This is a genomic window from Bradyrhizobium zhengyangense, assembly GCF_022012555.1.
Classification (GTDB): Bacteria; Pseudomonadota; Alphaproteobacteria; order Rhizobiales; family Xanthobacteraceae; genus Bradyrhizobium; species Bradyrhizobium zhengyangense.
Genome location: NZ_JAKLTZ010000002.1, coordinates 94,216 through 114,202, shown reverse-complemented (window position 1 = coordinate 114,202; position 19,987 = coordinate 94,216). Strand labels below are relative to the sequence as shown.

Genomic DNA, 19,987 nt, shown 5'->3' with positions numbered 1-19,987 from the left:
GATGATTCCATCCTACACCTGTTTTGCCCGACGCCTCAAGCGATTTTCGGTTTTACGGAAATTTTTCGCGCGAACGCCCGCTCAAGCGCGATGACCGCTCGACTCGGCCTCGTAGCAGTTCAAGCCCTTGATTTCGCACTCGCGGGCTACTGTGCATGGGGTTGTTTTCGACTTTTTGCTTCCAGGGTGCAAAACTATCGGTCCGAGCCCGACCCGTCCGGCGCTCGCCTTTCATCAATCCATTTTCAGGAGACGCACCATGCAGGTTTACAATGTGGTGAAGTTCAAGGTGAAGCAGGGTGAGGAGGCCGCCTTCCTCGACGCGCACCGGAACGGCAAGGCGAAATGGCCGGGCCTTGAACATGGCGTCATCATCAAGACCGGCGAGCAGACCTTTTGCCTGATCGGCCAATGGTCCAGTCAGGACGCAATGGTTGCGGCGCGATCGGCGATGATCAAGACGCTCGACAGTTTCAGGTCGGTGCTCGAGGACCAGGGCCAGGGGCGCGGCGTCACCGATGCCGTGTCGGGGGCGGTGGTGCTCGATCTCTAGCAGGCGAGCGTCGCCCGCTACTTCATCAGCCGTATGCCCTTGGTCGTGAACTTCTGCGTCTTGCCGCCTGGGCGAAGGGGGCGCCTGGTGCCGGCGGCCTTGCCGGTGCCGGGCGGCTGGTGCGCGGGGACGAGCTGGTGGGGCTGCGAGCCGATCAGGTCGCGGCGGCCCATCTCGATCAGGGCCTCGCGCAGCACCGGCCAGTTATCAGGGTCGTGATAGCGCAGGAACGCCTTGTGCAGGCGGCGCTGGCGCAGGCCCTTGATCGCCTCGACCCTGTCGCTGCCGCCGTGGCGCACGCCGCGCAAGGGATTGACGCCGGTGTGGTACATCGCGGTGGCCGTCGCCATCGGCGATGGCAGGAAGGTCTGCACTTGATCGGCGCGATAGCGGTTCTTCTTCAGCCACAGCGCGAGGTTCATCATGTCCTCGTCGGTCGTGCCCGGATGCGCCGCGATGAAATAGGGGATCAGGTAATATTTCTTGCCGGCCTGCTCTGCGGCTTCGTCGAACATCCGCTTGAACTTGTCGTAGGCGCCGATGCCGGGCTTCATCATCTTGTCGAGCGGGCCGCGCTCGGTATGCTCAGGGGCGATCTTGAGATAGCCGCCGACGTGATGGGTGACGAGCTCCTTGATGTATTCGGGGCTCTCGACCGCGAGGTCGTAGCGCACGCCCGAGGCAACCATCACCTTCTTGATGCCCTTGGTCTCGCGCACCTTGCGATAGAGGCGGATGAGATCGTCATGCGAGGTGTTGAGGTTCGGGCAGATCTCGGGGAAGACGCAGGACGGCCGCCGGCACGCGGCCTCGACCTTCGGGTCCTTGCAGGCCATCCGGTACATGTTGGCGGTGGGGCCGCCGATGTCGGAGATCACGCCGGTGAAGCCCGGCGTCTTGTCGCGGATCTTTTCGATCTCGCGCAGGATCGATCCTTCCGAGCGGTTCTGGATGATGCGGCCCTCATGCTCGGTGATCGAGCAGAAGGTGCAGCCGCCGAAGCAGCCGCGCATGATCGTCACCGAGAACTTGATCATGTCCCAGGCCGGGATCTTCGCCTCGCCGTATGACGGATGCGGCGCGCGGGCGTAGGGCAGATCGTAGACCGCGTCCATCTCCTCTGAGGTCAGCGGGATCGGCGGCGGGTTGAGCCAGAGATCGCGGTCGCCGTGACGCTGCACCAGAGGCCGCGCATTGCCGGGATTGCTCTCCCGGTGCAGCACGCGTGAGGCGCGGGCGTAGGCTTCCTTGTCCTGCTCGACCTGCTCCAGCGCCGGCAGGCGGATCACGGTTGCGCCCTTCTGGCGCGTGGCGCCTTCGTCGGCGGAATCGAGATCGTCGGCGTGCAGCTCGGCATAGTCTTCGGGCACCCGGCGGAACAGCGCGACGCCCCTGATATCATCGAGCTCGCGCGGCGCATCGCCGGCGGCGAGACGGTGCGCCACTTCGACGACGGCGCGCTCGGCATTGCCGTAGAGCAGCAGGTCAGCCTTGGCGTCGGCCAGCACCGAGCGGCGCACCTTGTCCGACCAGTAATCGTAATGCGCGATCCGGCGCAGCGAGGCCTCGATGCCGCCGAGCACGATCGGCACGTCCTTGAACGCCTCGCGGCAACGCTGGGCGTAGACGATGGTGCAGCGGTCCGGCCGCTTGCCGCCTTCGCCGCCGGCGGTGTAGGCGTCGTCGCTGCGGATGCGGCGGTCCGCGGTGTAGCGATTCACCATGGAGTCCATGTTGCCGCCGGTAACGCCGAAGAACACCTTTGGCTTGCCGAGTGCCTTGAACGGCTCGGCCGAGTGCCAGTCCGGCTGGGCGATGATGCCGACGCGGAATCCTTGCGCCTCCAGCAGCCGGCCGATGATGGCCATGCCGAAGCTCGGATGGTCGACATAGGCGTCCCCGGTCACCAGCACGATGTCGCATTCGTCCCAGCCGAGCGCGTCCATCTCGGCGCGGCTCATGGGGAGGAACGGCGCCGGCTTGCGCGGGCGCGCCTGTGCCATCAGGGGCTTGTCGGCGGTGATGATCTGGGTGTCCATGGGGCCTACGCATAGGACTCCGGACGCGCGAATACAACCGACGGGAGCGTGAAAGATGCCGGTTCCGTCCTCGTTCGGGCGCATTAGCCCTTCGCGAGCGCCGGCTGGACCTCGGCCGTCGTGGCCGGCTCACCACCCGCGCAGTGGTTCATTTGCAGGAACGATCCGGGTCCGCCCACATTCTGACTTAGGGGCCGTGGCGAGCCCGGCTTGCGCGCGCCCGTGCCCACGATCCGGATTGCCTCGATATTCGCCTCGGGCGATGGGGGAGCTGTGAGTACAGTCATAGAGAATTTGCTGTCGCGGAAGCAGAAGCTTGTCGAACAGCTCGAGAAGGCGCCGTCGGTCGAGGACCGCGACAAAATTGAGCACCAGCTCGAACAGATCAACACGGCGCTGGATTTTCTCGACAGGCCGGGACCACGGGGCGGGGAATAGCCGCTCAATTCGCCGCCGGCGTCTCCACCTTCAAGGCTTTGGCGTAGACTACGCCCGAATTGGTGATGTGCGTGGTCATCGCCGCTTCGAACGCCGCAAACTCCCCGCGCGCGAACAGATCGAGCAGCTTGCGATGCTCGTCGAACGACGAGCGGGTGCGCACGTCGATCGGTGAGGTCAGGTTGGTGCGGAGCGCCGCCACGCGCCCCGAGACGAGTTGGTAGGATTCGGCGAGATAGCGATTGCCGCAATGCGCGAACAGGCCTTCGTGAAAGGCGGCGTCGGCGCGGCCATAGGCGATGTTGTCCTTGGCCTCAACCGCCGGCTCCATCGCCGCGATCGCCTCGCTCAGGGTCGCGATGGCGCCGTCGCGGTCGTGGCGAAAGGCGAGTTCGGCGGCTTTGGGCTCGAGCGCGATGCGGAAGGTGCAGAGCGCGGTGATGTCCTCGGCGCTGGGCGTGAACACGAAGCTGCCGACCTGCGGCCGGATCACCACCAGCCCCTGAGCCTGCAACTGGCCCATCGCCTCCCGCACCGGCGTGCGGCTGACGCCGAATGAGTTCGCCACCATCTCCTCCGAGATGGCGGCACCGAGCGCGAACTCGCCGTCGATAATGGCCTGCCGCAGCCGCAGCATCACCCGCTGCGACAGCGATTTCGGCGCATCGAGCTTGAGCGATCGCATTGTCCCCTCAGATCACCTTGCCGGGGTTGAGCAGATGATCAGGATCGAGCGCGGCCTTCAGCGTCCGCATCAGCGCGATCTCCGCCTCGCTACGGGCATGTCCCAGCCACTTCTTCTTCAGCGTGCCGATGCCGTGCTCGGCGGACACGCTGCCGCCCATGTCACGCACGAGGCCATAGATGATGGTGTCCATCTCCTCCTTGGGCTGCTGCTCGACGGGAAGGCCCGTGACCCAGGAGACGAGGTGCAGATTGCCGTCGCCGACATGGCCGTAATAGACGCTTTCGCAGCCCTTGATGCCGGAAGCCAGCGCCGCCTTGCAGCGCGTGGCGAACGCGTCCATCCGCGCCACCGCAAGACCGATGTCGTAGGAGATGTGCGGCCCCAGCACCTGGCCGAACTCGGCGCAGATGTCGCGCACGCGCCAGAACGCTTGCGTCTGCGCCAGCGATTGCGCCACGGCCGCGTCGACTAGCAGGCCCCGCTCCATCAGCTCCTCGAGCCAGGCCTGGAAACGCGGCGCATCGACGCTCTCGTCGGTGCCCTGCGCCTCGACCAGCACATAGAGACCCTGACCTGCGGCGACCGGCGGCTTGACGCCTGCGCGATTCGTGATCACGTCCCAATAATCCGGCCACATCACTTCGAAGGCCGACAGCAACGGGCCGAGCCCGCTGCGGGCGGCATCGAGCAGCGCGATCACAGCGGCATAGTCCTTCAATGCGCAGAGCGCGGCCATGGTCGAGCGCGGTTTCGGGAACAGTCTCAGCACCACGCGGGTGATGATGCCGAGCGTGCCTTCCGAGCCGATGAAGAGGTGCTTCAGATCGTAGCCGGCGTTGTTCTTCATCAGCTTGTTGAGGCTGGTGATGATGGTGCCGTCGGGCAGCACAACTTCGAGGCCGAGCACCAACTCGCGCGTCATGCCGTAGCGGATGACGCGGTTGCCGCCGGCATTGGTCGAGAGATTGCCGCCGATGGCGCAGGAGCCGCGCGAGCCGAGGTCAAGCGGAAAGAACAAGCCGGCCTCGTCGGCGGCCTTCTGGATCGTCTCCAGCGGCGTTCCTGACTTCACCGTCATCGTCATCGAGGCGCGATCGATCTCCTCGATGCCGGTCATGCGCTCCAGCGAGATCGCGATCCAGCCCGCTTCGGGCGCGGCGCCGCGGCAGAGCCCGGTCAAGCCGCCCTGCGGCACGAAGGGCAGGCGCGCCTGTCGGCAGGCCGCAATCGCATCGGCAACACCCTGCGCATCAAGCGGTCGGATCACCGCCAGCGGCGTTTGCGGCAGGCTCGCGCTCCAGTCGTTGCAATTGCGCGCGGGCACGTCGCTGCCGGTGAGCACGGCCGCAGCGCCGAGCTTATCGCGCAAGGCGGCGAGCAGTGGCTCGGGATATCCGACAGGGGTCACCATGTTCATGCGAGACCTCCTCTAAATTTGGCTGCGCCTCATGCGCGTTGAGCCGGCGGAAAGCGTTTGCGCCTGTCTTGTATGTAAGGTACAAGATAAAAAGTAAAGCAAAAACAAGGTCCGGTCGCCCCCGAAGATCGTTATCGATCAGGGGTTTGTTCCGGAGCCGTAACGATGGGTGGTGCTATGACGGAGGCAATTCGCGGATTCTGGGTGGCGTCGGCGACGCCGCTGGCGCCGGACGGCAGCGTGGATTCCACCAAGCTCGCCGCTCACGCCAAGCAGCTGTTCGGCAAGGGCGTCGACGGCGTCGTGTTGTTCGGCACCACAGGCGAGGGCACCTCTTTCAATGTCAACGAACGCATCGCGACCATCGAAGCCGTCCTCAAGGCGGGCGTGCCGGCGGAGCGCATCGGCATCGGCGGCGGCTTTCCCGCCATCAGCGACAGCATAGCGCTGGCGCGCGCCGTGCTCGGCCTCGGCCTGCGACACGTTCTGATCCTGCCGCCTTATTTCGATCGCAGCGCCACGCCTGAGGGCATCGAGGATGCCTTCGCCGCTGTCATTGACGGCGTCGCCGATGATCGCCTGCGCGCCTACCTCTATCACATCCCGCAGATCTCAGGCGTCGCGATCCCGACCAGTGTCGCCGCGAATTTGCGCAAGCGTTACGGCAAAACGGTTGCGGGCCTGAAGGACTCCAGCGGCGACTTCAAGCAATTCCAGGCGTTCCGTGCAGCGGCACCCGAGCTTGCCATCACCGTCGGCAACGAAACCGATATCGCGCGCGCGATCGCCGGTGGCGGTGCCGGCACCATCTGCGGCATGGCCAATATCGCGCCGGAGCTGGTCAAGGCGATGATCGATGACAAGGACGTCGAGGCGCGCATGCAGGCCGCTGTCGATATCGTGGTGAAGTCGCCGTCCTTCCTGACGACGCTGAAGGCCATCCTCGCTGCGCAGACCGGCGATGCCGGCTGGCTCCGCGTGCGCCCGCCGCTTCGCGCATTGTCCGACGGCGCCGCGCTCAAGGCGAAGCTCGACGAGCTGACCAACCCGGCGATCGCCTAAGCGCGCGTTTGATCGCTGTGATCGTCCGCGGCGCGCGCTGACATGGCGCGCACCGCGACGAGCGCGGCGGCAAAACCTGCCGCCGCTCCCACGCCGAGCGCCCAGCGCGGGCCGAGATGATCCGCCACCCATCCGACAATCGGTGCGCCGATCGGCGTGCCGCCCAGCGCGACGCCGAGCCGCAATGCCATGACGCGCCCCCTCATCCGCGGTTCTGTGGAGAGCTGCATCATGGCGTTCGAGGTGTTGGTGACCGTGAGCGCGGCAACGCCGATCAAAACCAGCGTGCCTCCGAACAGCCAATAGCTCGGCGCAAGCGCGGCCAGCGTGCATCCGGCGCCAAACGTTGCGGCTCCCATTAGCAGCGAGATGAATTTCGGCTGCGCTCGCCCGGCAGCCAGCAGCGCGCCCGAGATCGTGCCGACCGCCATCGTCGACGATAACAGGCCAAAGCCGCGCGCGTCGGTGTGGAAGACGCTGACCGCCATGGTCGAGATGAAGATCGGGAAGTTCAGTCCGAACGTCCCGATCAGGAACAGCATGATCATGATCGCCCTGAGATCCCTGCGCGACCACACGTAGCGAAAACCTTCCGTCATGCCGCCCGGTGCTCGGTGCGCTCGTGCATTCGGGCGAAGCTCCGACGTGCGCAGCAGTGCGAGCGAGCAGAGCACCGCCACGAAGGATGCAGCGTTGAGCAGGAAGGCCCAGCCGGTGCCGATCGAGGCGATGACGATTCCCGCGATCGCGGGCCCGACCATCCGCGCGGCATTGAAGGACGTCGAGTTCAGCGCGATCGCGTTGGAGAGTTCCCCGTCGCCGACCAGCTCGGCCACGAAAGTCTGGCGCACCGGAGCGTCGAAGGCCGCGGCGCAGCCGAACAGGAAGGCGAACACATAGACGTGCCAGAGCTGCACAAGGCCGGTGACCGTGAGAAGGCCAAGCACCAGCGCCAGCAGTCCCATCGTCGCCTGGGTCGCGACCAGAAGCCGCCGTTGATTGAAATGATCGGCGGCAAATCCGGTCCACGGCATCAGCAGGAGCTGCGGTCCGAACTGGAGCGCCATTACGATGCCGACGGCCTGCGCATTGTGTCGTGTCAGCTCGGTGAGAACGAGCCAGTCCTGCGCGGCGCGCTGCATCCACGTCCCGGTGTTGGACACCAGCGCTCCCGCAGCCCAAACACGGTAATTGTAGTTCCGCAGTGAGCGAAATGTGCCCGCGCCTGGCACGCTCATGACCCCGTGGGCGTGTTGCCGCCGTGGAATTGGCCGAACCGCCGCGCGAGGAAAAGGCCGAGGATCAGCGCGCCGAGCCCGAGCGCGACGACATCGGCCGTATCAAGCAGGGCGAACTCCCCGACTCGGCAGACGAGGAGATATCCGACGGTCACATTGAAGAAACCCCAGAGCACGTTGACCGTCGACGAAGACAGACCTTCTCCCCGCGGCGTCGCAAACGGCGTCTGGAACGGTTCGCCGCGCAGGCCGCTGACAAGATGTGGAGTGGCGTTCGCCAGAAATGCGCCGCCCCAAAAATAGGAAACGAGATGAAGCCAGTTCATTTCTGCGCGCTCCGTGTGGTCAATTCGGCGATGATTGCCTGCATTATCATGCGATCGTTCCTGTTGTTAGAACGTTTCAACACTAGAGCTATTCAAGTCCACCTATAGTTCTCTTCATTCGCAGTCGCTGCTAGATGCGCCAGCGTCAATGCCGTGACTTGGAAGTGAATTGAAAGTGCGTGCCCCTGTGGATGGCCCTCGCGTCAGAGGTCATCGAAATCGCGCCGGCAAGAGCCGTGCAAGTCTTCTCATCGGTGCGGCCGTGTTGCTCGCCGAATACAACTCCAGCACGACCGTCGCGAAGGCGCAAACGGCGCTGCCGCCGGTGAATGTGGAAGCACCGACGCAGCGGCCGAAACCGTCGCGCGCGTCGCAGCAGTCTCAACGGCGGACACAGGCGGTCCTGCGCCGTAGCCCAACGGCCGTTCCATCCGCATCTCTGATGTTCTCCGAACGCGCCGCGGCGGACGCCGCCGCACAACAGGCCGCAAAGCTCGGCTATCGCGCGATGCCAAGCGCGACCACGTTGCGCTCGGGCGCATCGCCGCTCGATACCTCGCAGTCCGTCAATGTCGTGCCTGCGCAGGTCCTGAAGGACCAGCTGCCGCGCAACATCGACGATGCGCTGGTCAACATCAGCGGCATCACCCAGACCAATACGCTCGCCGGCACCCAGGACGCGGTGATCCGCCGCGGCTTCGGCGACAACCGCGACGGCTCGATCATGCGCAACGGCATGCCGCTGGTGCAGGGACGCAGCCTGAACGCTGCGGTCGACAGTGTCGAGGTGCTGAAGGGGCCGGCCTCGCTGCTCTATGGCATTATGGATCCCGGCGGCATCGTCAACACCATCAGCAAGCGTCCGGAACTGTACCAGCACGGCGCGGTCTCGCTGCTGGGCTCGACCTACGCGAACAATCGCAACGGTGCCGACGGCACACTCGATGTCACCGGCCCAATCGGCGATGGCGGGCTCGCTTATCGCTTCATCGGTTACGGCGTCAGCGAGGACTACTGGCGCAATTTCGGCCGTCACCGGGAGATGCTGGTGAACCCGTCGCTCGCCTGGTACGGCGAGGCCACGACGGTCCAGCTCACCTATGAGCACCGGGAATTCATCACGCCATTCGACCGCGGCACTGCCTTCGTCAACGGCGCCCCGCTGGCGATCTCGAAGACGCGGCGGCTCGACGAGCCATTCAACAACATGTGGGGCACGCCCGATCTGGTGCAGGGCTCGGTCGAGCAGAAGCTCGACGACACCTGGAAGGTCACGGCGGCCTACAGCTATAACACCGAGACGTACAGCGCCAACCAGCTCCGCGTCATCGGCGTCAACGCCAAGACCGGCGTCGAGACCCGCAGCAATGACGGCACCCAGAACTCACTGAGCAACGCCAGTTACGGCACGTCCTATATGCAGGGTGATGTCTGGGCCGGCGGCTTCCGCAACGAGATCCTGTTCGGCGGCGAGGCGCTGTATCGTACGATCGATCGCCACGATTTGATCCGTCAGGCGACGCCGAGCTTCAATTTCTACAACCCGGTCTACGGGCTCGTCACGCCGGGCACGACAATCTCGCCAACCGACAGCGAGCAGACCGACAAGCTCGGCACGCGCGGCTTCTTCGCCCAGGACACGTTCCATCTCACCAACTGGCTGTCCATGGTTGGCGGCGTGCGCTGGATGCAATATGAGCAACTCGCCGGAAAAGGCCGGCCTGTCTTCATCACCAACACGAACCTTTCGGGCGACAAGGTGCTGCCGCTCGGCGGGCTCATCGTCAAGCTGAATGAGCAGCTCTCCTATTATGTGAGCTACACGCAATCGCTGAAGCCGACCTCGACCATCGCGGCTTTCACCAGCGGCTTCGTCGTTGACTCCACCATTGCGCCTGAGGAGGGAACGCAGTGGGAGACCGGTTTGAAGTTCGACGTCAACAAGCGGCTGTCGGGCACTTTGGCGGTCTACGATATCCAGAAAAAGAATGTGCTGGTGCTGGATGACCTCGGCAACGGCAAGTCGACAGGGCGCGCCTCCGGTGCGGCGCGGTCGCGCGGTGTCGAACTGGACGTCACCGGCCGGCTGACTGACGAATGGAGCATGATCGGCAGCTACGGCTATACCGATGCGCGCCTGATCAACGATCCCGTCGTCGGCAACGCAAAATTGCTGAACGCCGCGATGAACACGGCGTCGCTCTATCTCGTCTACGATTTCGGCGACCGGTTGCCCGGACGCCTGCGGCTCGGTGGCGGCGCACACTATGTCGGCGACCGGCCGGGCGACGCCGCCAACACGTTCTTCCTGCCCGCCTACACCGTCGCAGACATCTTCGTGACCTACGACGCCAAGGTCGACAACGTGCCCGTGACTTATCAGTTCAACGTCAAGAACCTGTTCGACAAGGTCTACTACACCTCCACCACCGGAAACGCGTTGAACGTCGCGATGGGCGATGGCCGCCGCATCTCGCTGTCGGCAACGGTGAAGTTCTAGCCATGGCGATACAACATCAGGTCGGGCGCAAGATCAGGGCGGCACTGCTCCAGCTTCACTCCATTGCCGGCCTCGTGCTCGCACTGCTGCTCTCCTTGATCGCGCTGACCGGCGTGACCATGAGCTTCGAGGACGAGATCGTCGACCACCTGAATGCCGGCATCATGCAGGTCGTCCCGCGGACGACACCGGCTCTGTTGCCGGATGAGCTGGTGTCGCGTCTGAAGGCCGTACCTGACGCCGGCAAGGTCGCGGGCATCACGTTGTCGAGCAATCCTTCGGCGGCCGTTCATATCCGCTTCGCACGCGACGAGCAGGGCGGGCGGCCGTCATCGCTCTATGTAGATCCTTATGACGGCAGGGTGCTCGGCGTCCCGCGCGGCGAGGATTTTTTTGCGATGGTGCGTCGGCTGCACCGCTGGTTGCTGATATCTGGCGATGCCAGGGGCTGGGGTCGCCAGATCACCGGCATCGCCGCGCTCGGCCTCATCGCGATGCTGGTCTCGGGCCTCGTGCTGCGCTGGCCGCGTCGGGCGAGCAGCGTGAAGATGTGGCTGAAGCCGAACCTCACCCTCAGCGGCCGCGGCCTGCATCGTTCGCTGCATGCCGTCGTCGGCACCTGGGTGCTGCTGGTCTATCTGGTGATGGCGATCACCGGGCTGTGGTACTCGTTCGACTGGTACAAGGACAGCGTCGTCTGGTTGCTGGCTCGGCCTCATGTGGCGGCCGTGAAGATGCAGCTGAAGCAGCCGCGCCTATCCGGTCGTTCCGAGCCGGCTCAGCCGGTCTGGTTCGATCGTGCGTGGTCGACTCTCCTGCGTGAGGAGAGCGGCGGCTTTGCCAGGGTGCAACTCACGCTTCCTGCAGGTCCTGGCACAGTGATGCGGATCCGGTCGTGGCCAAAGGACGCCACGCTCGAAAGCGAGCGTAACGAATTCCGCATCGATGCAGTTACCGGCCAGCTCATCTCTGCTGAGCGCTATGCCGACAAAACCCTGGGCGAAAAGGCCATTGCGAGCGTGCTCGACATCCATCGCGGCGCGATCCTGGGCTGGCCGGGCAAGCTTGCGTTCATGATAGCCGCAGCGCTGATGCCGCTGTTCGCGATCACCGGCGTGCTCTTGTACGCCTCGCGCCGCAAGTTGCAGCGTTCGGCGCAGCCGCTGCACGGGCGGCTCGTTCCGGGCGAGTGATCGCAACGCTCCCTGCTGACGGCTCATCGAGCGCGCGATGATCGGTCGCTCCGGTGTCGCCAAGGTCGTCCCACGTCTTGGACAAGAAACGCTTGTCCAAGGCTTCGCGACATGGTTCGATCCGACTTCTGCACGCGTAAGTCGTGGTGGCTTAATGGCACGATCCGAACGAGATGAACTTGAAGAGGCAGCGCTGCCGGCAGTGCTCGTCAGACGGAACGATTTGCCCGTGCCGCTTGCACATCCGGCGAGAAGTTTCTTTGGCGGACTTCCCAAGCTTCCGCCGCAGTTCGAGTGGCCTGTGGCGGAAGTCACGGCGAATGAGACGCCAGAGACGGTAGCTCTCACCTTTGTCGCTCAGATTGACTTGGCTGAAGTGCCTGGTTCAGGTTGGTCGCCACTTCCGAAGCGAGGCACGCTCTTCTTCTTTTGCAGCTCGGTATTCGTCGGTGAAGGGAATCCTCCTTGCCGTGTCCTCTATAGTCCGACCGGCGGTGGCGCGCATCCTGGCCGCTCGCCACCACCCAATCTCATGCCGCTGGCAGGGACTGACGGAGACGCTCAAGTCAGATGGCTCGATCCGGCGCTCGATTTTCATTCCAAAGTCGAATTCAAGTACCCGCTTTCGTTCCTGCCGTTTCGCGACGTCTATTCCGATCAGGATGCCGCTGGGGGCGAATTCATGATCGAGGAATTGTGCAGGGTGTTAGGCCCGGGTGAGCCGCGGGCGCCGGATCTCCTTCAGTCTAGAAGGGCGCGCGACTATGAGAAAGACGAGGATTGGCCCTTCAACTGGCTTCTGATCAACTATGTGGTTCGCTCAATCTTGTCGCGTGTCCAGCGTGATCTGACACCTGGATCTTACTACAAGCCGATTACCGACGAGGTGGCTACAGAGCTCAAGCGTCTACGCGTCGGCGCGATCGGATGGCTTGAACGTTGCCGGGCACTGACCCCAATGGACGAGGTCGATGCGGATACGAAGACGGCCTTCAGGTCGTGGTGGCTCGACGTCGTGCAGGCCTACGAGAGGATAGACAGGCAGGTACGCACATATGCGGGGCAAATTGCGGAGGATCTGGGCTACGCCATCAACCACACGATCCGTTGTATGGCGACCCAGGGCGATGACGCTTGCGACGACGCTCCTTTCGAGTATGTCGCGAACCTCGAGCGACAGAATCATTGGAAAGCGCCGACCGTGGAAGAGGGGCAGCGCCGTCATTTTGGAACAGCGCTCCATCAGATGCTGGGATACGGCAGCGGTCCGCAAGATGCGACGGAGGTCCATCTGGAAGATATGCTGTTGCTCCAAGTGCAGGGTGATGCTGCCTTCTTCGATTGGCACTCCAACATCGGCTGTGTGCTTCATTTTTGGATTGACCGGGATGCACTCACGCAACTCGACTTTTCGGGCGTCGCCGCCACATACGAATGTGACTAGTGCGATACGTGTGGCAAACTGGCGATTGCCCGATTTTCTGATCTGACTAGCCAACATCACGGCAATGGTTCAAAAGCTTCTGGTCTTCCTTTCAGGGTCCACGCCATGAAGCTTTCGACCGTCACTCCCGCCGATGTCCGTCGCGCGCTGCTGCTGCGTGAGGAGATCGCACTGCTCGATCTCCGGTTTGAGTCGGCCTTCGCCACCGGCCATCCGCTGTTCGCGGCGAACATGGCCGTGGACCGGATCGCGGTTGAGGCCGCGGTGAGGCTGCCGCGCAAGGACGCGCGGATCGTGCTCTATGATGATGGCGAGGGGCTGGTCGCTGATGGCGCCGAACGTCTTGCCGCGCTCGGCTACAGCAATGTCCGCGCGCTCGATGGCGGGCTGAAAGCCTGGCGCGCGGCGGGCTACGAGCTGTTCGAGGACGTCAATTCCTATTCAAAGGCGTTCGGCGAGCTGGTTGAGGCGCGCCGCCACACACCCTCGTTCAGCGCCGACGAGGTGGCAAAACTGATCGCGGACAAGGCCAACATTGCCATTCTCGACGTTCGTCGCTTCGACGAATATGCGACCATGAACATTCCGGGCTCGGTGAGCGTGCCCGGTGCGGAGCTGGTGTTGCGCGCCGGCCAGGCCGCGCCCGATCCAGACACCACCATCATCGTCAATTGCGCCGGCCGCACCCGCTCGATCATCGGCACCCAGTCGCTGATCAATGCCGGCGTGCCCAACAAGGTGCGGGCGCTGCGCAACGGCACGATCGGCTGGACGCTGGCGCGGCACACGCTCAATCGCGGTGCTGACCGGCGGGGCGCGATTGGCTCATTTGAAGGGGGCCCGGCCAATGCGCGCGATGTCGCCTATCGCGCCGGCGTCCGTCATATCGGCGAGAACGAGATGGCGGCGCTGGTCGCAGCGACCGGTCGCACGCTCTATCGCTTCGACGTGCGCGATGCCGAGGAATATGCCGCCGGTCATCTCCCGGGTTTTCGCCACTATCCCGGCGGCCAGCTCGTGCAGGAAACCGACATGGCAGCGCCGGTGCGTGGCGCGCGCCTCCTCTTGACCGACGACAGGGGCGTGCGCGCCGATATGACGGCGTCCTGGCTCGCGCAGATGGGCTGGGAGGTCTACGTCCTCGAAGGCGGCTATGGCGGCCCACTCGAGGTCGGCCCGCCCCTCGTCCTGCCGAAGCCAGACCCCGCGCATCGCTACCGTCGCCCCTATGAGGGCACTGATGTTGCGGAGAAGGCAATGCAGGCCTATCTCGACTGGGAATATGGCCTCGTCGAGCAGCTCCGCCGCGACGGCACGCACGGGTTCTACGTGATCTGACTACCGCCAAATCTGACTACCGCCAGGTCAGGATATCCCCGTATCCAAACCCTATTGTGCTCGGCCTCGTCCGCGGTCTAAGAGCTGCGGCAAAGCCGTCATTTCAGGAGATTCCATGCCAGCCCCAGGCCAAAGCCCTGAGCGGAGCGCGAAGGCGCTGCTGCTTGAAGGTGTCAACGATAGCGCCGTGGATCTGTTCAAGGGCGCAGGCTTCACCAATGTCGAGCGTCTGACCAAGGCGCTGGATGGCGATGCCCTGCGCCAGGCGCTCAAGGGAGTGTCGCTGCTCGGCATCCGCTCCCGCACCCAGATCACCGACGAGGTGCTGGAAGCCGCCGACGGGCTGCTCGCGGTCGGCTGCTTCAGCGTCGGCACCAACCAGGTCGATCTCCTGGCGGCGCGCAAGCGCGGCATTCCCGTGTTCAACGCGCCGTTCTCCAACACGCGTAGCGTCGCCGAGCTCGTGATCGGCGAGATCGTGATGCTGCTGCGGCAGATCTTCCCGCGCTCGGTGTCGGCGCATGAGGGCGGCTGGGACAAGTCCGCGGCCGGTAGCCGCGAAGTCCGCGGCCGCACGCTCGGCATCATCGGCTATGGCAATATCGGCTCGCAGCTCTCGACGCTCGCCGAAGCCATGGGCATGCGGGTGATCTATTACGACCGCACCGACAAGCTTCGCCACGGCAACACCGAGCCGGTGGAGAAGCTGGAAGAGCTGCTGGCGCAGAGCGACGTGGTCAGCCTGCACGTGCCGGAGACGCCGGAGACCGCGGGCATGATCGGCGAGAAGGAGCTGCGGGCGATGAAGCCGGGCTCGTTCCTGATCAACAACAGCCGCGGCACGGTGGTCGATCTCGACGCGCTCGCGGGCGCCTTGCGCGATGGCCACATTGCGGGCGCGGCCATCGATGTGTTCCCGGTCGAGCCGTCGTCGAACTCGGAGCGCTTCAAGAGCCCGGTGCAGGGCCTCAATAACGTCATCCTCACTCCGCATATCGGAGGCTCGACCGAGGAGGCGCAGGAGCGCATCGGCGGCGAGGTCGCGCGCAAGCTGGTCGACTTTTTCATCACCGGCTCGACCATGGGCGCGGTGAATTTCCCGGAGGTGCAGCTGCATCTGCGCCCGTCCGGCGCCCGTTTCAGCCATGTCCATCGCAACGTGCCGGGCATGCTGCGCCGGCTGAACGAGGTTTTCCTCCAGCGCGACATCAACATTGCCGCGCAATATCTGGAGACCGCCGGCGACCTCGGCTACGTCGTGCTCGATGCCGACCTCGGTGGCCAGGACTCAGGCGCGCTGCTGGCGCAGATTCGTGCACTCGAAGGCACGGTTGGCGCGCGGCTGGTGTTCGAGCACTAGCGCGCCGTCACGTTCCGGTTGCATTGTCCGGCTTAAACTCTCTAAACTGTATCGTCTTCGACGTGTTCCAATCACGTCGAATTTGAGCCTCAGTTGCGTGAGTGTCCGCCATGGAACGCGACGCCGTACTGATCGATCTCGCACTTCAAGGCGGCGGCTCGCACGGCGCTTTCTCCTGGGGCGTGCTCGACCGCCTGCTGGAGGAGAAGTGGCTCACCATCGCCGCGATCTCCGGCACATCGGCTGGCGCAATGAATGCGGCGGTGCTGGCTGATGGATGGACGGCTGGTGGAGCAGAGGGCGCGCGCGAGGCGCTGGAACGATATTGGCGCCGTGTCTCGAAGGCTGCTGCCTTCAGCCCATTGCAGCGCTCACCGTTCGACAGGCTGATGGGACGCTGGACGCTCGATACCTCGCCCTTCTACATCTTCACCGACCTGATGTCGCGGGTGCTGTCGCCCTACGATCTCAATCCGACCGGTTACAATCCGCTGCGCGCAGTGCTGGCCGAGAGTATCGATTTCAAACGGCTGGCGCGCTCGCCGATCCAGCTCTTCATCACGGCGACGCGGGTGCGCACCGGGCGCGGACGAATCTTTCGCAACGCCGAGATCACGGCAGACGTGCTGCTCGCATCGGCCTGCCTGCCTACCATGTTTCGCGCGATCGAGATCGACGGCGAGCCTTACTGGGACGGCGGCTTCGCCGGCAACCCCACCATCACGCCGCTGGTCCGCGAGAGTGATGCGCACGACACCATACTCGTCCAGATCAATCCGACCGAACGGCTGGAGGAGCCACGCACCGCGGCGGAGATCCTCAATCGCGTCAACGAAATCTCCTTCAACTCGCCGCTGATGAAGGAGCTGCGCATGATCGCGCTGCTACGCCAAGCGGCCGATCCCGGCAGCGGCGAGGGTTCGCGCTGGGCGAAGATGCGGACGCACCGGGTCAAGAGCGACATGCTGGCGAAGTTTGGCGCCTCGTCGAAGCTCAATGCAGAATGGGAGTTCGTCTCGATGCTCCGAGCCGAGGGTCGCCTGGCCGCGGATGCGTTTCTCCGCGAGCACGGCGCCGATGTCGGCCGGCAATCGACCGCCGATCTTGACGTTCTCCTGGCGGAGTGTTGAGGCATGGGTCTCCTCGGCCTGCTCGTCGGGCTCGGCCTGCTGGTGCTGTTCGCGTTTCGCGGCTGGAGCGTGCTTTTGCTCGCACCGTTCGCTGCGTTGGTGGCCGCGTTGTTTGGCGGCGAGCCGTTGCTGGCGAACCTCACCCAGGTCTTCATGACGAATGCAGCGGCATTTCTGGCGCAGTTCTTTCCGATCTTCCTGCTGGGCGCCGTGTTCGGCAAGCTGATGGATGACAGCGGCGCGGTAACGTCCGTTGCCGCGTTCATGGCGAAGCGTCTCGGCGAGCGCCGCGTAATCCTTGCGGTCGTGTTGGCCGGCGCCGCGGTGACTTACGGTGGCGTGAGCCTGTTCGTCGCGTTCTTCGTCATCGTGCCGATGGCCCGCTCGCTGTTTCGTGCGGCTGAAATTCCGCGGCGTCTGATTCCGGCTGCAATCGTGCTGGGGACGTCGACCTTCACCATGTCGGCCTTGCCCGGCACGCCGTCGATCCAGAATGCGATCCCGATGCCGTTCTTCGGCACGACGCCCTTTGCCGCACCGGGCCTCGGGATTGTCGCTTCCCTGATCATGCTCGGCACAGGCTTGTGGTGGCTGCATCGCGCGGAAGCCAAGGCGCGGCGCGCTGGGGAGGGCTATGGTGACGAAGTCGAGGATGTGACCGAGCGCGCTGCGTCCGACGAGCTCGTGCGCGAACGTGCGACCACGGCGCGGGAGTTTGATCCAGCGGAGCTGCAACATGGCCATCGCAGCGACCAAGCGTCGCCGGTTCTGAATGCTGTCCTGCCGTTGATCGTCGTCGTGGCCGTCAATCTCCTGATGTCGCTCGTGGTCCTGCCTCGGCTCGATGTCAGCTACCTTGCCGAGCAGCGTTTTGGCGGGACGTCGCTCGCTGCCGTTGCGGGCGTGTGGTCGGTCGCGGTGGCGCTGACCGCCGCCATCGTCACGACCATCGTGCTGAACTGGTCCCGTCTGCCGGCGTTGCGGCAGACCATGGACGCCGGAGCCAACGCCTCGGTGCTGCCCGCCTTCAGCGTCGCGAGTCTGGTCGGGTTCGGCGCGGTCGTTGCCGCACTGCCGGCATTCACGACCGTGCGCGACTGGGTGCTCGCGATCGAAGGCGGCCCGCTGGTCTCGCTGGCGGTCGCGACCAACATCCTGGCCGCGCTGACCGGCTCTGCGTCAGGCGGCCTGACCATTGCTCTCGATGCGCTCGGCGACACTTATGTCGATCTCGCCGCACGGACCGGCATCGACCTTGCCCTGATGCATCGCGTTGCGGTGATCGGTTCGGGAACGCTCGATATCCTGCCGCACAACGGTGCGGTGGTGAGCTTGCTCGCGATCTGCGGCCTGACGCATCGCGACAGCTATTTCGATATCGTGATGGTCGGCATCGTGACGTCGCTGCTCGCACTGGTGGCCGTGATCGCCTTGGGCAGTGTGCTGGGATCGTTCTAAGACGATTGACGCAGTCGCGAAGGTTGCGTTGAATGCAGCCGACTGTCGGACACAAAACAAAGAAGACCGGGTGGAAACGATGACGCGAAAGAGCGCGAAGCTGTGTGCAATGTTCGTGGGTGCGACAGCTGCGCTGGGTGCGACCAGCGCATTCGCGGTAACGCTGGCGGAGGATGCAGACAACGTCTGTAAGAGCCTCGTCGGCGGTGGCGATGCCGTCAAGATCGACTCCGCGGCGCTGCAGTCGCCGTCGCAACTGGCCGTTGCCGAACGCGGCCCGACGCCGGCCGGCCGCATCGCGCCGGCCAATCCTGCCTTCTGCAAGGTACTCGGCCATATCGAGTCCGTTGATCCCAAGGCGCCCCCGGTCAAATTCCAGGTCAATCTGCCTGTCGAATGGAACGGGCGCTCGGTGCAATATGGCGGCGGCGGCTTCAACGGCGTGCTGATCACCGGCCTCGGGTTGCCGCCGGCCTATCCCTTCGACAAGCCGTCGCCGCTGGCGCGTGGCTTCGCCACCTACGGCACCGATTCCGGCCATGAGTCCAAGCCCGGCGAGCCGCCGCAGCTGTTCGCGCTCAATGACGAAGCGTTCGAGAATTTTGCCCACCGCGCCTACAAGAAGGTGCGCGACGCCGCGGTGGCGCTGATGCAGCGCGCCTATGGCAAGAAGCCGGACAAGATGTACTTCATGGGCTCGTCCGAAGGCGGGCGCGAAGCGCTCACCATGGCGCAGCGCTACCCCGATGATTTCGACGGCATTTTCGCACGCGTGCCCGTCATCAACTGGGTCGGCTTGCAGCATGCGGGCACCCGCTCCGGCCTCGTCACCATGGGCGGGGGCTGGATCAATCCGGCGCAGGTGAAGCTGGTCGGTGACGCCGTGCGGGCCGCTTGCGACAAGGCCGATGGTTCCGACGACGCGCTCGTGCAGGATCCTGTCGGCTGCAAGACGGCGTTCAAGGTCGAGACGCTACGTTGCACCGAGGGCAAGAGCGGCGATCAATGTCTCACCGACGCCCAGATCAAGGCAATCGATACGCTGCACGCGACTTACAAATTCCCGTTCACGCTGGCCAACGGCCTCGACGACTATCCCGGCTGGGGCGTGTCGGGCGAGGATACACCGGCGATCGGGCCGACCGGCGGCTGGATGGCGTGGTGGCTCGGCACCGCACCGCCGGCGCAGCCGCCTGCGCCGAACAACGGCATCGCCTGGATTTACGGCGCCGGCGGCATTCAATATGTGTTCGCGCGCGATCCGAAGCTCGACGTCACCACCTACAAGGTCGAGGACCACAAGGCGCGGCTGCTGGAAGTCTCCAGCCTGATGGATTCGACCGATCCCGATCTCAGCCGCTTCCGCGCTCGCGGCGGCCGGCTGATCATGCTCGAGCACTTGGCCGACTACGCGCAGAGCCCCTATGCCGGCATCCGCTATTTCGAGAGCGTCGAGCGCAAGCTCGGCAAGGCTGAGACCGCGGAATTTGCCCGACTCTACACCGCGCCCGGTGTCGATCATGTCGGCTCCGGCGCGCCGGCCAATGTCGACATGCTGACCGCGCTGGTCGATTGGGTCGAGAAGGGCACGGCGCCGGGCGATCTGGAGGTCACCGAGCAGAAAGTCGAAGCGCCGTCATTTGCGGTTACGCGCGCGATGCCGCTGTGCCGCTGGCCGGCCTGGCCGCATTACAAGTCGGGCCCTGTGACCGCGGCTGCGAGCTTCACCTGCGCGCCGTAGGGCGCCGACAATCTCCACAGCGTCGTGGCCGGGCATGTCCCCGGCCATCCACGCTTTGCCAC

16 protein-coding genes are annotated in these 19,987 nt (G+C 64.5%); 11 read left to right on the top strand and 5 right to left on the bottom strand.

Features of this window, described 5'->3' with window-relative positions; all coding sequences use genetic code 11:
* Positions 1-259: 259 nt before the first annotated feature.
* Positions 260-553 (top strand): DUF718 domain-containing protein, encoded by a 294-nt coding sequence (locus L6639_RS05790; RefSeq protein ID WP_237859693.1) that lies wholly within the window; start codon positions 260-262, stop codon positions 551-553.
* Between the two features lie 17 nt (positions 554-570).
* Here the strand turns inward: L6639_RS05790 and L6639_RS05785 are convergent, their stop codons facing one another.
* Positions 571-2,592, bottom strand: coding sequence for a YgiQ family radical SAM protein (locus tag L6639_RS05785; RefSeq protein WP_237859690.1), 2,022 nt, complete (start codon positions 2,590-2,592; stop codon positions 571-573).
* Positions 2,593-2,802: 210 nt separating this feature from the next.
* On the opposite strand from L6639_RS05785, the gene L6639_RS05780 reads away from it, so the two are divergent.
* Positions 2,803-3,030, top strand: a complete 228-nt coding sequence (locus tag L6639_RS05780) for a hypothetical protein (RefSeq protein WP_237859686.1) — start codon at positions 2,803-2,805, stop codon at positions 3,028-3,030.
* 4 nt (positions 3,031-3,034) lie between these two features.
* Here the strand turns inward: L6639_RS05780 and L6639_RS05775 are convergent, their stop codons facing one another.
* Both L6639_RS05775 and L6639_RS05770 read right to left on the bottom strand, forming a co-directional pair.
* On the bottom strand, positions 3,035-3,715 hold the full coding sequence (locus tag L6639_RS05775; protein ID WP_237859684.1) for a GntR family transcriptional regulator: 681 nt from the start codon (positions 3,713-3,715) through the stop codon (positions 3,035-3,037).
* 7 nt (positions 3,716-3,722) lie between these two features.
* Positions 3,723-5,135, bottom strand: coding sequence for an FAD-binding oxidoreductase (locus tag L6639_RS05770; protein WP_237859682.1), 1,413 nt, complete (start codon positions 5,133-5,135; stop codon positions 3,723-3,725).
* Between the two features lie 177 nt (positions 5,136-5,312).
* Here L6639_RS05770 and L6639_RS05765 point away from each other — a divergent pair, with 177 nt between their 5' ends.
* The gene (locus L6639_RS05765; protein WP_237859680.1) at positions 5,313-6,197 is read left to right on the top strand and encodes a dihydrodipicolinate synthase family protein; all 885 of its coding nucleotides are present in this window, start codon (positions 5,313-5,315) and stop codon (positions 6,195-6,197) included.
* Here L6639_RS05765 and L6639_RS05760 read toward each other — a convergent pair.
* Both L6639_RS05760 and L6639_RS05755 read right to left on the bottom strand, forming a co-directional pair.
* Positions 6,194-7,435 (bottom strand): MFS transporter, encoded by a 1,242-nt coding sequence (locus L6639_RS05760; protein WP_237859678.1) that lies wholly within the window; start codon positions 7,433-7,435, stop codon positions 6,194-6,196. The two genes, L6639_RS05765 and L6639_RS05760, sit on opposite strands and share 4 nt — an antisense overlap.
* Positions 7,432-7,761 carry a hypothetical protein gene (locus tag L6639_RS05755; protein ID WP_237859676.1) on the bottom strand — a complete coding sequence of 110 codons (330 nt, stop codon included), beginning with the start codon at positions 7,759-7,761 and terminating at the stop codon, positions 7,432-7,434. Before L6639_RS05755 ends, L6639_RS05760 begins: the two co-directional genes overlap by 4 nt.
* A gap of 175 nt (positions 7,762-7,936) precedes the next feature.
* On the opposite strand from L6639_RS05755, the gene L6639_RS05750 reads away from it, so the two are divergent.
* The 8 genes from L6639_RS05750 (at position 7,937) to L6639_RS05715 (ending at position 19,925) form a co-directional block, all read left to right on the top strand.
* On the top strand, positions 7,937-10,261 hold the full coding sequence (locus L6639_RS05750; protein WP_237859674.1) for a TonB-dependent siderophore receptor: 2,325 nt from the start codon (positions 7,937-7,939) through the stop codon (positions 10,259-10,261).
* 2 nt (positions 10,262-10,263) lie between these two features.
* Complete coding sequence (locus tag L6639_RS05745) at positions 10,264-11,454, top strand: PepSY-associated TM helix domain-containing protein (protein WP_237859673.1); 1,191 nt, start codon at positions 10,264-10,266, stop codon at positions 11,452-11,454.
* Between the two features lie 37 nt (positions 11,455-11,491).
* Positions 11,492-12,898 (top strand): DUF1963 domain-containing protein, encoded by a 1,407-nt coding sequence (locus L6639_RS05740; protein ID WP_237859671.1) that lies wholly within the window; start codon positions 11,492-11,494, stop codon positions 12,896-12,898.
* Between the two features lie 105 nt (positions 12,899-13,003).
* Complete coding sequence (locus L6639_RS05735) at positions 13,004-14,236, top strand: rhodanese-like domain-containing protein (protein ID WP_237859669.1); 1,233 nt, start codon at positions 13,004-13,006, stop codon at positions 14,234-14,236.
* Between the two features lie 115 nt (positions 14,237-14,351).
* Positions 14,352-15,596 (top strand): phosphoglycerate dehydrogenase, encoded by a 1,245-nt coding sequence (gene serA, locus L6639_RS05730; protein ID WP_237859667.1) that lies wholly within the window; start codon positions 14,352-14,354, stop codon positions 15,594-15,596.
* A 110-nt stretch (positions 15,597-15,706) separates the two neighbouring features.
* Entirely contained in the window at positions 15,707-16,726 is a 1,020-nt protein-coding gene (locus L6639_RS05725; protein ID WP_237859664.1) for a patatin-like phospholipase family protein, read from the top strand.
* 3 nt (positions 16,727-16,729) lie between these two features.
* Positions 16,730-18,184: a GntP family permease gene (locus L6639_RS05720; protein ID WP_237859662.1), complete on the top strand. Its 1,455-nt coding sequence runs from the start codon at positions 16,730-16,732 to the stop codon at positions 18,182-18,184.
* A gap of 79 nt (positions 18,185-18,263) precedes the next feature.
* Positions 18,264-19,925, top strand: coding sequence for a tannase/feruloyl esterase family alpha/beta hydrolase (locus tag L6639_RS05715; RefSeq protein WP_237859660.1), 1,662 nt, complete (start codon positions 18,264-18,266; stop codon positions 19,923-19,925).
* The last annotated feature ends 62 nt before the right edge of the window (positions 19,926-19,987 follow it).